The sequence below is a fragment of the Ruminococcoides intestinale genome (assembly GCF_040095935.1).
In the GTDB taxonomy this organism is placed as follows: domain Bacteria; phylum Bacillota; class Clostridia; order Oscillospirales; family Acutalibacteraceae; genus Ruminococcoides; species Ruminococcoides intestinale.
Window position 1 is genome coordinate 136686 of the sequence record NZ_JBBMFQ010000004.1, and the last position, 13375, is coordinate 150060.

Consider the following 13375-nt stretch of genomic DNA (forward strand, 5'->3'; position numbering starts at 1 on the left):
AAGAGGGTGCAAAAAGGGCGTAAAAAGCCCTGTGCCTTTCTCCTTAGTTTTGATAGAAGGAGCAGCCTATCGGCGTCCTTCCGGCAGGATGGTTACGAACTGCCACACAGTATGCTATCACAAATTCCGTTTTATGTCAACTGCAATTTATTATTGCATTATATATGTTTAAGAGGTATAATGAAAAGAAGAAATCAAGTGTAAAGTAACTTTCTGAGTGACTTTGCAGGCTCAAAATTCCATATGGGAAAATTAGCGAATATTGTCATAAATTCCCGAAAAAAACAGCCTATTTTCTTGTATTTTTTAGTTGACAAAGGGACAAACCTTTTGTATAATAATAAACAGCGTTTTAATATGTGTCTATGCTGTCAAGAGGTGCAGATATGCTTTTTGAGCTTAAATCCGTCTTTCAGAATGACGGTGAAGAAAAACAAGTTGAATATAACCTTGACTTGTCAGGTCTTGATGTTGACGGAGTTTATCCATTCAAAACTCCCGTTGTCGTGACTGCCAAAGCAACAAACAGAGCAAGTTTGATTACTCTTGTAATCAATGCACACTTTGATTACAGCCGTGACTGTGACCGTTGCGGTGAGCCTTATACAAGAGAGATGAATATGAGCTTTGAACACAGGCTTATTCAGACTCTTGCCGATGAGGAAAATGATGACTATATTGAAACACCTGATTTTACACTCGAGCTTGATGATGTTGTAATTTCTGACATTTTTCTTTCGCTCCCGTCAAAGAATCTTTGCAGGGACGATTGCAAAGGTCTGTGTCAGATTTGCGGACAAAACCTCAACAACGGTGAATGTTCCTGTGATAAGCGTCAAACGGATCCAAGACTTGAGATACTTAAACAGTTGATTGACTAAGATAAATTTTGTAAGGAGGTTTTTGTAATGGCAGTACCCAAGAACAAAACATCACACGCAAGAAAGAGCTCAAGACGTTCAACAGTATGGAAGATTAATGCTCCTGAACTTACTGCTTGTCCTAACTGCGGTGAATTAACAGCAGCTCATAAGGCTTGCACAAACTGTGGTATGTACAACGGCAGACAGGTTGTTGTAAAGAAAGACGAACAGTAATTTTTATTACAAACATTACGGGCGGCAGTTATCTGTTCGCCCTTTTGTTTTGCAAATTTTACCGTATATACAAAAACAATTTGCAAACCTGTTGATTAAAAACGGTATTTTGTGTAGAATAAAAGTGTATGTAAAAATGTTTTGCGAGGTGAAGGTGTGGCTGTTAAAATTTTTGATGTCACAACCGGCAGTCATGCCGACAAAGCAGGGATAAAAAAAGGGGAAACCCTCCTTTCAATCAATTCAAACGAGATTGTCGATGTTCTTGATTACCGATTCTATCAGGTAAACCGCAAGCTTACTCTTGAGGTTGCGGATGAGGACAAAAATGTTCGTACCATAGAAATGACCAAGGGAGAATATGAGGAAATCGGTCTTGAGTTTGAAACCTATCTTATGGACAAACAGCATTCGTGCCGTAATAAGTGCATTTTCTGCTTTATTGACCAGCTTCCGAAGGGGATGCGTGAGTCGCTCTATTTTAAGGATGACGACAGCCGACTTTCGTTTTTGTTCGGCAACTATATCACGCTGACAAATATTACAGAGCATGAAATTGACCGAATTATAAAAATGCACATAAGCCCGATTAATGTGTCGGTTCACACAACAAACCCCGAGCTTCGTTGTAAGATGATGAATAACCGTTTTGCAGGCGATACATTGAAATATCTCAAACGCTTTGCAGACGCAGGAATAACGCTTAACTGTCAGATTGTTTCCTGTCCCGGAATTAATGACGGTGACGAGCTTGTCAGAACATTGACCGATCTTGAAAATCTCGGTGTTAATATGACTGCGATTGTTCCTGTCGGACTTACACGCTACCGTGAAAACCTTTATCCGCTTGTTCCTTATAATAAGGAAACGGCAGGGCAGACAATTGATATAATTGAAAAAATGGGTGATGAGTGCGTCAAAAAGCACGGCAGACGAATTTTCTTTCCGGGTGATGAATTTTACCTCCTTGCCGAAAGAGAAATCCCGTCACCTGAATTTTATGAGGACTTTTCCGCTCTTGAGGACGGAATCGGTATGATTGCGTATCTGACCGATGATGTCGGCTGGAAGCTTGAAGAGCTTGATGCAGACGAAAGCCTTTGCCATAAGGTAACAATTGCCTGCGGCGAGGGAGTGTTTCCGTACATGAAGCGGATTATGTCGATGATTAACGAAAAATTCCCGAATATAACTATAAATACAAGGGCGATTAAGAACAACTTTTTCGGCGGAGGAGTAAATGTGTCAGGACTTGTCACAGGCGGTGATCTTATTGATCAGCTCCGTGGCGATGACCTTGGCGACAGGCTTATTATCACGTCATCAATGCTCCGTTTTGAAAATGATTTGTTTCTTGATGATGTTTCAACAGATGATGTTGAACGGGAACTCGGTGTAACTCTTGTTCCCGTCAATAACAACGGAAACGACCTTGTAGAGGCTGTAATTGCAGGAAAGGACTGATAAGATGAACAAACCCGTAATTGCCGTTGTCGGCAGACCAAATGTGGGAAAGTCAACGCTTTTCAATAAACTCATCGGTCAGAGATTGTCAATTGTTGACGATACTCCCGGTGTTACCCGTGACAGAATATACGGTGAGGTGGAATGGTGCGGAAAAACTGCCTTTATTGTTGACACAGGCGGTATTGAACCGAAATCAGATGATATTATTCTTGTGCAGATGCGCCGTCAGGCTCAGCTTGCAATCGACACGGCTAATGTTATTATCCTTGTAACAGACTGCAAGTCGGGCATGGTTGCAACAGATATGGATGTTGCGCAGATGCTCCAGAAGTCGGGCAAGCCAGTTGTGCTTTGTGTAAACAAGTGCGACACACTCGGCGAACCGTCACCTGAATTCTATGAGTTTTATAATCTCGGTTTAGGCGATCCTATCGAGGTTTCAGCCGTTCACGGTTACGGTACGGGCGACCTTTTGGACAAGGCTTTTTCAAGCTTTGATTATGATGAAAATGCGGAAGATGACGACACAATCATCAATGTTGCGGTAATCGGCAAGCCGAACGCAGGCAAGTCATCTCTTGTAAACAAAATTACAAACGAGGAACGCTGTATTGTGTCTGATATAGCAGGCACAACCCGTGACACAATCGATACGCTTGTTGAAAATAAGTACGGAAAGTTCAACTTTACCGATACCGCAGGACTTCGCCGTCAGAGCAAAATCTATGATAATATCGAAAAATACAGTATTATCCGTGCAAAAATGGCTATTGAACGCAGTGATGTGTGCGTTATTATGATTGATGCGACAGAGGGCGTTACAGAACAGGATACCAAGGTTGCAGGTCTTGCGCATGAGGCAGGCAGAGCGTGTATAATTGCCGTAAACAAGTGGGACGCTGTCGAAAAAAACGATAAGACAATGCAGGAGTTCCGCAAAAAGCTTGACGCAGATTTTGCGTTTATGTCATATGCGCCGAAGATATTTATTTCCGCAAAAACAGGTATGCGTATCGACAGGCTGTTTGAATATATCATAAGCTGTAATGACAGCGCAAACCGCAGAATCAGAACAGGTATGCTCAACGAACTTCTTGCACAGGCTACAACAAGAGTTCAACCGCCGTCGGACAAGGGTAAGCGACTTAAAATTTTCTATATGACTCAGGCTTCCGTAAAACCGCCGACATTCGTTTTCTTCTGCAACAATGCACAGCTTTTCCACTTCTCATATCAGCGTTATCTTGAAAACAGAATCCGTGAGGCTTTTGCTCTTGAGGGTACGCCGATCAAAATTGTGGTAAGAGAGAGAGGAGAAAAGTAATGGAGCATATTTCGGCAATTTTAGCAAACTGCTGGTGGATGATTCTGCTTTCGGCATTGATTGCGTATCTTCTCGGCAGTATCAACACGGCTGTTCTTGTTACAGGCATTGTGACAAAGGGCAAAAAGGATATCCGTCAAATGGGCAGCGGCAATGCAGGCTTTACAAATGTACTGCGCAGCGTCGGTAAAGTTCCGGCAATCATCACCATTGTGTGTGACGCACTGAAGTGTATTATCGCCGTGCTTATCGGAGGGTTCATCTTCTCATTTGCATCGGTTGCATTTCAGGGTGAAAGCCCTATTTTTATAAACGAGCTTATCAACTGCGGAAAATATGTTGCAGGTATTTTCTGTATTCTCGGACATTCATACCCCGTGTATTTTCACTTTAAGGGCGGTAAGGGTGTTGTAACCGCTGCCGCTCTTATGCTGACAGAGGATTGGCGTGTATTCATCGCAATTATTGTAACTTTTTTAATTATCTTCCTCTGCTCAAAAATCATATCACTTGCAAGTGTTCTCTGTGCGATTCTCTATGCGCCTTACACCTTTGCAATGACATTTATCTTTGACTTCATAATTTACAAGGATTATTCTCTTACATATGTAATCTTCTCAACTGCGGCGGCTCTTTTAATCGGTGTTTTTGTTCTTGTAAAGCACAAAGAAAACATCAAAAGACTTCTTAAAGGTGAAGAAAAGAAAATTACAGCCAAAAAATGACGGCAGTATTGACCGAAAAGTGATTTGGTTGTACAATAACTTTGGTATGATATTTGTTATATTTTAAATGTTTCTGATACGGAAAATAAATTATATTGAGAGGTTGAATTAAAATGTCAGATTGTATTTTCTGCAAAATCGTTGACGGCTCAATTCCGTCAAAAAAAGTTTATGAAGACGAAAAAATTCTCGCTTTCTATGATCTTGAACCACAGGCTCCCGTTCATGTGCTTGTAATTCCAAAGGAACACATCTGCTGTGCAGACGCAGTTAATGAAGAAAATGTCGGCAATATTGCTCACATTTTCACTAAAATTCCCGAAATTACAAAATCACTCGGACTTACAAACGGTTACCGTATTGTAAATAACTGCGGTGAGGACGGCTGTCAGAGCGTAAAGCATATGCATTTCCACATCCTCGGCGGCAAAAAGCTCAACGGCACAATGGCATAAGAAGGGACTGCAATAATGGATACATATAAGATTAATATTGAAGGACTTGACAGAGAACTCAGAAAATTCCCTGTAAACGATAAGCTTGATATTGCCGCATTTATTATGTTTGGTGACATTGAGATGACAGAGGTTGCCGCAAGAGAACTCCTCAAGCGTGTTCCCGAACACGATGTTGTTGTGACTGCCGAAGCAAAGGGTATTCCGCTTTGCTATGAAATGGCTCGTCAGGGCTGCAGAAACTATGTTGTCGCAAGAAAAAGCGTTAAGGTTTATATGGGCAATCCTATCGGAGTGACCGTTAATTCAATCACAACAAAAAACGAACAGAAACTCTACCTCGGCGAAGATGATGTAAATCTTCTCAACGGCAAGAGAGTTCTTCTTGTTGATGATGTAATTTCAACAGGCGAAAGTCTTCACGCTCTTGAAACGCTCGTTGAAAAAACAGGCGCAAATATCGTTGGCAGGGCGTCAGTCCTTGCCGAAGGTGACGCTAAGGACAGAGATGACATTATATTCCTCAGCGAACTTCCGCTTTTCTTTAAGTAATACTGAGTAATTATAAAATCAAATTTAAACAGCTGTTGAAGTGTGCAGATTATACCGTCCGCATATTTTGACGGCTGTTTTCCTTTTTTATACCATAGATATAAAGTGTAAAAATTAAAGTGTAGAAATTGTTCAACTTATAAATGATTGAATAGAAACAGTGGTGAATAGGTAATTTAATGAGAAGAAATAGCAGCAAAATTAACAAAAATAAAGATATTTTTAAAAAATAATATTTATATTGACAAATGAAATTCTATATGATATTATAAAAATACCAAAAATAATATACTTGAAGTAATAAAAATGGACTAATTGTTTTTTTGTAGATAAAAATAACCAAATAAATAATAAAAGGAGATGCCATTATGAAAAAAGTATGTTTATGCCTTGCTTTTGTGTTGGCAGCGGTATGTATTCTATGTTCCTGCTCTGATTTACCTGCACCAAGTACCTCTGAAACCGTGAATCCTTCCGTAGATGTTACTTTGAAAAAGTGGGAAGATTGCGGAGCAAGTATTGATAAAGCGGAAGAAATTTCCGGAATTAAGTTTGGCGAAAGTTTGGAAAATATTGTAAGTGTAAGAGCTATTCCATACACGGCGATCGAAGTGGTTTGTTCGTTAGATAAATCTGTCTCTGACAATACTGTGACCTTGCGCAAGGCTGTCAGCTATGCTGTAAAAAACAGTGAAAATCTCAGCGGAGTCAATACAAACGGACTTTCTCCCACAACGGCGACTTTTGAAATTAAGGGTGCGAATTTTTTAAATGAAAAAGGTAAAACTGTAGTAGGAGAATATAATGATAACAATTATAAATATTCTTTTTATTGCAAAAAAGGATTGAATGGTAACCGAGTGTATAATTATATTAAAAAAATGATTACTGAATAAGGATTGATTTTTATGAAACGGCTGTTTGGACTTATAGGATTTACTTTCCTGTTTGTCTTTTCAGCCGTTTTTTATTCGGATTTTAATGAAATTGTCTTTGCGATTATCGGCTCATTGGGATTGCTTTCCGTTGCTGTCGGTATATTTTTAATTGCTTCAAAGAAAAATAAATCATTCGGCAAGTCGCTGTGCGTATTTGCTTTTGCTGTAATATATTCTGCGGGCAATATGATCGGCTATTCCGAATATATTAACAACACGGTCATAAATAATTATTCTGATAAAGAAATTACAGCAAGCGGATATATTTGTGATGAAATCATCACCACCGATTCATCATGCAGTTTCGTAATCAAAACCGACAAAATCAACGGTCAGCCGTCAGATGCGAAAATTCAAATTATTTCGTACTCAAATGTTGATGCAGAGCCCTTTGAAAAGGTCAACTTCACGGCTCATACATACAAGAATAATGTAAACTCTCAGATCAGTCACGGAATTTTTCTGAAAGCATATTCCTATGACGGCTTCAAAATTGAACCGACAGGGGAGAAGGCAACAACATTTTATTCATTTGCAGTTTCAATAAGACGGGCGATGAAAAATTCCCTTGATATGCTGTTGCCGGAGGATTATTCAACGCTCTGCCGTGCCGTTCTTTTGGGCGAGAAAACAGCTCTTGATTCAAGCGTTAAAGATGATTTTTCATTGACAGGCACTTCGTTTTTAATAGTGGTTTCGGGAATGCATCTTGTTATAATCACTTCGTTTGTATTGTTCTTGGTGAGAAAATTAACAAAAAACAGATTCATAATAACAGGCTTTACCACATTTACGGTTATTGCTTTTATGGCTGTAACGGGCTTTGCGCATTCGGTTGTCCGTGCCGGAATTATGATGATAATTGTGTCGCTTGCATCGTCAAATCTCAGAATAGCCGACTCGCTGAATAACCTTGGTTTTGCCGCAATTGTTCTGACAGCTTTCAACCCATATGCGGTAGCCGATATCGGAATGTTGCTTTCATTTTCGGCAACGACGGGCATAATTCTGTGGTCAAGACCGATTGAACGCTCTGTGCTGAGATTCTTTCACTACAAAAACAAGCGTAAGGACGGTTTTGTCGGAACGGTTGTCTATTATATCAAAAGGCTGTTTAAAATCTGCGTAAATATGCTGTCGGTTTCAGTATCTGCATTTCTGTGGATTTTGCCGATAACCGCTGTTGCATTCAACAGAATTTCCCCGACAGTCATACTTGTTTCTTTGTTATGTGAACCGTTTGTTTCGGCACTTTTGGTGTGTTCTCTGTTGTGTTCGGTACTTTTTATTTGCCCGTTTATATCATTTTTTGCATACCCGTTTGGACTCGTTTCGGGATTATGTTCAAAGGCAATTTTGTGGTTGGTTTCAACTTTTTCACAACTCCCATTCAGCACAATTAAAACCCATTCGCTCTATTGGTTTGTGTGGATAGGTGTCAGCGTACTTCTCGCAATCGGCGGATTGTTTGTAATAAATCGAAAATTCTATGTCAAAATTTCTGTTCCGATATCAATTTCAGTCCTCGTAATAGGAGTGTCGCTCAATGTGCTTTTAACAGCCGATAACGGTGAAATGAAAATCTATAATGTCGGCAACGGTGTTTTTGCAACAGTCAACTGCCCCGACAGCTGTTCCGTGATTTCATGCGGAGGGAGCAGAGCAAGCGCAGATGATGTGACAGCCGATATCAGCGAAAGCTATTCCGATATTGAATATATGATAATTCCAAATCAGAATAATAAATACTCTTCTCTTGAACGCTATGCGGTCACAAAATTTGACTTAAATAATATTTTGGTATATGATAATGACATTAAAAAGCAAAATCTTTTGAACGCTTTTGACGGTAACAGCCGACAGACTTTCGGCGGAAACAATCATTTTACGCTGAATCTTTCCGATACGGTGACGGATGAGGTAATCTGCGTTGACAACACAATGTTTCAGTTCATAAAAGGGAAAAATATGACTGTATTGTTTGTGCCGACAGATGCAGACCTTTCAAATCTGCCCGAAAAGTATCGCAATCCCGATTGTTTGCTGATTGATACAGTCCCCGAAAATTTCGATTTGATATCATGCAATACCGTGATATTTTCGGGATCGGAAAAGCAGTTTAAGAAAAATTATGATTCTATTAAAGAAATCAGTCCAACCGTTATTTCAACATCTGAAAGAAACATAACGGTCAATCTGAACGGAGGATAAAATGCCGCGCATCACCGAAGCAGACCTGAAAAAACAAATTAAAAACAAAAGCTTTTCGCCTGTGTACCTCATCTACGGTTCGGAGCAGATGTTTGTCAAAAGTTACACAAAAAAGCTTTGTGAGGCTGTTGCAGGCAAAAACCCGTCCGATTTCAATTATCATACATTCAGCGGTGACATCGATTTTCAGGAACTTGCCGCATCCCTGCAAATAATGCCGTTTATGGCGGAACGCAACTGTGTTGTTGTGACCGACATTTACTTTGATAATATGGTGAAGGATCGGCTTGATACTCTTAAAGAGCTTACAAGCAGAGCATGGGACGGTACGGTTCTCATAATTTCAATGCCGACTTATGTTCCGTCAAAGAATAAAACTTCTTTTACAGCTCTTATAAAGCGTGTTGAAAAAATCGGCAGCGTCTGCTGTTTTGAAAAAATCAATTCACAAATTATCGAAAAGTATGTTGCAAAGTGGGCAAACGAAAACGGCAAGTTGATTTCACACCTCAATGCGTCAAAAATTATTTCAAATGTCGGTGATGACCTCAATCTTCTGAAAAACGAGGTCAACAAAATTGCCGCATATGCAAAGGGTGAGGAAATTACCGACCGTGATATCGACCTTTTGTCAACCGTAAACCTTGAAGCAAGAACATATGATATGGCTGACGATGTTATTAACGGCAGAGGTGACAGAGCGTTCAGAAAGCTTGACACACTTTTTTGTCAGCGGGAAGAACCGATTAACATTCTCTATGCACTTTCATCCGCCTATGTCGATGCGTATCGTATGCGTGTTGCAGATGAATGCTCAGTCAGTAAAGAAACCGTGGCAAAAGATTTTGCCTACAAAAATCGTGCGTTTGTGTTAAACAGGGCGAGAACCTCCGTTTCAAGGACTTCAACCGAGGCACTTCGGAAAAGCCTTGATGTGCTTGTTGAAACAGACGAAAAGCTGAAATCAGTTTCCGTTAATCAAAGGTTTTTAATTGAACAGCTTATTTCCCGTTTGCTTTTGATTGCAAAGGAGGGCAGAATCTAATGCTCAAAATCCGTGAGGCTGTCATAGTTGAGGGCAGATATGACAAGATAAAGCTTTCATCAATTGTAGATGCTCCGATAATCGAAACCAACGGTTTCCGTGTTTTTTCCGACAAAGAAAAGCAGTCGCTTATCCGCAAAATTGCCGAAACAAGGGGAATACTTATAATGACCGACAGCGACGGTGCAGGCTTTGTAATAAGGAATTTCCTTAAAGGCTCGGTCGATAATTCAAAAATTAAAAATTGCTATATTCCGCAAATCAAAGGCAAGGAAAAACGCAAGGCAAAAGGCGGTAAAGAGGGGCTTTTGGGCGTTGAAGGCGTCAGCGATGAGGTTATAATAAATGCAATCCGCAAAAGCGGTGCCGAGATAATCGGTGAAGAAAATAATATTCCCGAAAGGAAAATTACTAAAGCCGATCTATTTGTCCTCGGACTTACGGGAACTGAAAATTCAGAAATAAACCGCAAGAAGATTCTTAAAAAACTCGGTCTGCCGTCATATCTTTCAACAAACGCATTTTTGACCGCAATCAACTGTCTTTATTCTTTTGAAGAACTAAAAGAGATGCTCTGACAAAATAAAAAATTCATAGGTTAAATAAATCACCTGTTTCGGCAAAAACTAAAACAGGTGATTTCTTATGAAAAAAAGTTTACGGTTGCGTAACGATTGCATTCTCTTTTCAATAGGCGGAGCAGGCTACGCTCTGCTTGAAATTTTGTGGCGGAGAAAAACTCATTGGTCAATGGCGGTCACGGGCGGAACTGCATTTGTGTCGCTTTTCAGATTTTACAAGCGCTTTTCAAAAATGAATATGCTGCAAAAATGCATATCGGGAAGTGCGATAATTACCGCACTTGAATACTGCTGCGGCTGTGTTGTCAATTTGAAATTCAGGCTTAATGTCTGGGATTATTCAAACTGCCGACTTAATTTTAAAGGGCAGATTTGCCCGTTTTACAGCACCTTGTGGGCATTCCTTTGTATCCCCGTCAGCGCATTATGCAATTCTCTCTGCAAAAAAATACAGTAAAAAAACAGGAGCGGTAAGTAAAAATACTGCTCCTGTTATGTTTTATTTATTCAGACTTTTTGTTCTCGCTTTTTTCATCGGATTCGTTTTCTTCGGAAGAGTCGTTTTTCTTGACAACAACCCGTAAAATACGCTGATCCTTAACCTCCATAACGGTAAACTTAAAGCCGTCGGCCTCAATGTTGTCACGCTTGTGGGGGATTGTTCCTGCGTGTTCAAGAATATATCCGCCGACCGTCACGCTGTCACATTCAAGACTGTCCTCGTCCATATCAAACAGACCGAGCATATCTTCAAGCTCCATATCGCCGTTTACAAGGAACTCGCCCTTGCCGATTTTGTAGTAGTTATGCTCAATTTCTTCGTCCTCGTCCCATATTTCACCAACAATTTCTTCGAGCAAATCCTCCATTGTAACAATACCGAGTGTTCCGCCGTATTCATCCGTAACTACAGCAAGATGAATTTTTGTGCGTTTGAATGCATTAAGAATTTTTGAAAGCTGTTGCGTTTTGAACACAAAGTAAGGTGGCTGCATAAGCTCCTTAACATCGGGCGCTTTACCGTCTGCAAGTCGTTCAAGATAATCTCTTGTATGGAGAATGCCGACAACATGGTCAACCGTGCCTTCGTACACGGGAATTCTTGAATAGCGGTTTTCAATGATGATATCCTTGATTTTTTCAGGCGAGTCATCAACGCTGATAAATGTGATGTCAACCCTCGGAGTGAGAATTTCCTCGGCAGTAGTTTCGTCAAAGTCAAGTGCGGAGCGAACCATTTCGCTTTCGCTCTCTTCAAGAACGCCTTCTTCCTCAATGCTCTCAACAATGTATTTAAGCTCATTTTCTGTAACTGACGGAGCGTCACCGCTGCTGCCTGCAATCTTTAAGGCAATCATTTTGAATCGTGTGAAAATCCACACAAGCGGTGTAAGAAGTGTCATAAGTCCTCTGAGCAATCCGGCTGTTTTGAGTGAAAAGGCATCGCAATGTTCCTTTGCAAGACATTTCGGCACAATCTCACCGAATGTCAGAACAAGAAAAGTTGTTGCACCCGTTGCAATTGCTGAGCCTGCGTCACCGAAAAGATTCATACACAGCACAGTCGCAATTGAAGAACAGCTCAGGTTTACAACATTGTTGCAGATGAGAATTGTTGTAAGGGCATTGTCGAAATGCTCGATTATGTAGAGCGCTGTTGCCGCTTTTTTGTTGCCGTCATCCTTGTAACGCTGAACACGCACCTTGTTTACAAACGAAAATGCAGTTTCAATCGCCGAAAAGAACGCCGAAAGCAAAATAAGAACTAAAATGACAACACCCATAATTATGTCAGATGTCAACTGAATATCACTCCATAACAACTTCCGACAGGTTCTGTCGGAATAATATTTCTTTAATACTACTATAATTCTTTTAAATAATTATTACTTATTAGAAATAAAGAAATAAAATTATTGAAATAATTTTGCTGTAATGGTATAATGGACACTAAAGGCTTTTTACAATTGAACAATGTGGCTTGTGCGTCTTATTTTTTGTATGCATACATTTTGCGTGCAATTTCGGTGAAACTATTCTCGGAGGTGCATACAATGCCACAAAAATCAAAATCTTCAAAAGTCTCATCAAAAAAAGGGAACTATGTTAAAAATCCTGCACCGGATGACGATCCGCAAAAGCTTGCAAACGACAGCCCCATAAGTGAAGAACAAACAGACCGAATCGGCGAAACAGGTTCTGTTCTCACAACTCATAAGGATTGTGTGCTGCATTGCCTGACGATTATCGGTCAGATTGAAGGCCATTACATTCTTTCACAACAAAACAAAACCACAAAATACGAGCATGTCATCCCTCTGCTTGTTTCGGTTGAGGAGGACGAAAGAATTGACGGACTGCTTGTGCTGATTAACACAGTCGGCGGAGATGTTGAGGCAGGTCTTGCAATTGCCGAGGTGATTTCGGGAATGAAAAAGCCGACCGTTTCCATCGTACTCGGCGGAGGTCATTCAATAGGAATTCCGCTTGCTGTTGCGGCAAAGAAAAGCTTTATCGCAAAGAGTGCGTCAATGACGGTTCATCCCGTCAGAACAACAGGCCTCACACTCGGAGTTCCGCAGACCTTTGAATATTTTCAGCGTATGCAGGACAGAATCACAACCTTTGTTGCCGAAAATTCCAATATTACAAAAGACCGTTATAATCAGCTTGTGCTTAACACGGGTGAGCTTGTAATGGATATCGGAACTATTCTTGAGGGAGAAGAGGCTGTTGAAGAAGGCTTGATTGACAAGGTCGGAACAGTTTCCGACGCAATTGACGCTCTTTATGATTTGATTAAAGAAAACAAAGGGAGCAAGCCAAAGTCTGCAAAATCACGCTCAAAAAAGCAGGAAAAATAATTTCGGGCGTTTTGCCCGAATACATATATATTGTGACGCTTATGATTTGTATGAAATCTTAATTATGCCAATCCATACGGCTTTTCAGCGTACAAATAACAAAGAAGATTTGTAAA

General features: G+C 40.3%; 14 protein-coding genes. 13 read left to right on the top strand and 1 reads right to left on the bottom strand.

What is annotated here, in order from left to right; genetic code table 11:
• Positions 1–386 precede the first annotated feature (386 nt).
• The 12 genes from WMO31_RS08325 (at position 387) to WMO31_RS08380 (ending at position 10852) form a co-directional block, all read left to right on the top strand.
• Positions 387–881, top strand: a complete 495-nt coding sequence (locus tag WMO31_RS08325; protein WP_015524163.1) for a YceD family protein — start codon at positions 387–389, stop codon at positions 879–881.
• Between the two features lie 27 nt (positions 882–908).
• On the top strand, positions 909–1097 hold the full coding sequence (gene rpmF / locus WMO31_RS08330) for a 50S ribosomal protein L32 (protein WP_015524162.1): 189 nt from the start codon (positions 909–911) through the stop codon (positions 1095–1097).
• A 156-nt stretch (positions 1098–1253) separates the two neighbouring features.
• Complete coding sequence (locus WMO31_RS08335) at positions 1254–2561, top strand: DUF512 domain-containing protein (protein WP_101105876.1); 1308 nt, start codon at positions 1254–1256, stop codon at positions 2559–2561.
• Positions 2562–2565: 4 nt separating this feature from the next.
• A complete protein-coding gene (der, locus tag WMO31_RS08340; protein ID WP_303807763.1) occupies positions 2566–3888 on the top strand; it encodes a ribosome biogenesis GTPase Der in 1323 nt (440 codons plus the stop codon).
• Positions 3888–4613, top strand: coding sequence for a glycerol-3-phosphate 1-O-acyltransferase PlsY (gene plsY, locus WMO31_RS08345; protein WP_015524160.1), 726 nt, complete (start codon positions 3888–3890; stop codon positions 4611–4613). Before der ends, plsY begins: the two co-directional genes overlap by 1 nt.
• Before the next feature lie 113 nt (positions 4614–4726).
• Entirely contained in the window at positions 4727–5068 is a 342-nt protein-coding gene (locus WMO31_RS08350) for a histidine triad nucleotide-binding protein (RefSeq protein ID WP_015524159.1), read from the top strand.
• Positions 5069–5083: 15 nt separating this feature from the next.
• The gene (locus tag WMO31_RS08355; RefSeq protein WP_015524158.1) at positions 5084–5620 is read left to right on the top strand and encodes a phosphoribosyltransferase family protein; all 537 of its coding nucleotides are present in this window, start codon (positions 5084–5086) and stop codon (positions 5618–5620) included.
• 368 nt (positions 5621–5988) lie between these two features.
• Positions 5989–6516, top strand: a complete 528-nt coding sequence (locus tag WMO31_RS08360) for a hypothetical protein (protein WP_195231628.1) — start codon at positions 5989–5991, stop codon at positions 6514–6516.
• Positions 6517–6528: 12 nt separating this feature from the next.
• Positions 6529–8769 (top strand): ComEC/Rec2 family competence protein, encoded by a 2241-nt coding sequence (locus WMO31_RS08365; RefSeq protein ID WP_195231627.1) that lies wholly within the window; start codon positions 6529–6531, stop codon positions 8767–8769.
• A 1-nt stretch (position 8770) separates the two neighbouring features.
• Positions 8771–9814 (top strand): DNA polymerase III subunit delta, encoded by a 1044-nt coding sequence (gene holA, locus WMO31_RS08370; protein WP_015524155.1) that lies wholly within the window; start codon positions 8771–8773, stop codon positions 9812–9814.
• Positions 9814–10392 carry a ribonuclease M5 gene (locus tag WMO31_RS08375; RefSeq protein ID WP_118144449.1) on the top strand — a complete coding sequence of 193 codons (579 nt, stop codon included), beginning with the start codon at positions 9814–9816 and terminating at the stop codon, positions 10390–10392. Before holA ends, WMO31_RS08375 begins: the two co-directional genes overlap by 1 nt.
• A gap of 67 nt (positions 10393–10459) precedes the next feature.
• A complete protein-coding gene (locus WMO31_RS08380; protein WP_195231626.1) occupies positions 10460–10852 on the top strand; it encodes a putative ABC transporter permease in 393 nt (130 codons plus the stop codon).
• 46 nt (positions 10853–10898) lie between these two features.
• Here the strand turns inward: WMO31_RS08380 and WMO31_RS08385 are convergent, their stop codons facing one another.
• Positions 10899–12197, bottom strand: a complete 1299-nt coding sequence (locus WMO31_RS08385) for a hemolysin family protein (RefSeq protein WP_195231625.1) — start codon at positions 12195–12197, stop codon at positions 10899–10901.
• 252 nt (positions 12198–12449) lie between these two features.
• Here WMO31_RS08385 and WMO31_RS08390 point away from each other — a divergent pair, with 252 nt between their 5' ends.
• A complete protein-coding gene (locus WMO31_RS08390) occupies positions 12450–13259 on the top strand; it encodes a ClpP family protease (RefSeq protein ID WP_303675930.1) in 810 nt (269 codons plus the stop codon).
• The last annotated feature ends 116 nt before the right edge of the window (positions 13260–13375 follow it).

Bases quoted from the DNA above. Each gene is read 5' to 3' on its own strand.
- WMO31_RS08325 (WP_015524163.1), top strand. From the start codon at position 387: ATGCTTTTTGAGCTTAAATCCGTCTTTCAGAATGACGGTGAAGAAAAA.
- rpmF (WP_015524162.1), top strand. From the start codon at position 909: ATGGCAGTACCCAAGAACAAAACATCACACGCAAGAAAGAGCTCAAGA.
- der (WP_303807763.1), top strand. From the start codon at position 2,566: ATGAACAAACCCGTAATTGCCGTTGTCGGCAGACCAAATGTGGGAAAG.
- plsY (WP_015524160.1), top strand. From the start codon at position 3,888: ATGGAGCATATTTCGGCAATTTTAGCAAACTGCTGGTGGATGATTCTG.
- WMO31_RS08350 (WP_015524159.1), top strand. From the start codon at position 4,727: ATGTCAGATTGTATTTTCTGCAAAATCGTTGACGGCTCAATTCCGTCA.
- WMO31_RS08355 (WP_015524158.1), top strand. From the start codon at position 5,084: ATGGATACATATAAGATTAATATTGAAGGACTTGACAGAGAACTCAGA.
- WMO31_RS08360 (WP_195231628.1), top strand. From the start codon at position 5,989: ATGAAAAAAGTATGTTTATGCCTTGCTTTTGTGTTGGCAGCGGTATGT.
- WMO31_RS08365 (WP_195231627.1), top strand. From the start codon at position 6,529: ATGAAACGGCTGTTTGGACTTATAGGATTTACTTTCCTGTTTGTCTTT.
- holA (WP_015524155.1), top strand. From the start codon at position 8,771: ATGCCGCGCATCACCGAAGCAGACCTGAAAAAACAAATTAAAAACAAA.
- WMO31_RS08375 (WP_118144449.1), top strand. From the start codon at position 9,814: ATGCTCAAAATCCGTGAGGCTGTCATAGTTGAGGGCAGATATGACAAG.
- WMO31_RS08380 (WP_195231626.1), top strand. From the start codon at position 10,460: ATGAAAAAAAGTTTACGGTTGCGTAACGATTGCATTCTCTTTTCAATA.
- WMO31_RS08390 (WP_303675930.1), top strand. From the start codon at position 12,450: ATGCCACAAAAATCAAAATCTTCAAAAGTCTCATCAAAAAAAGGGAAC.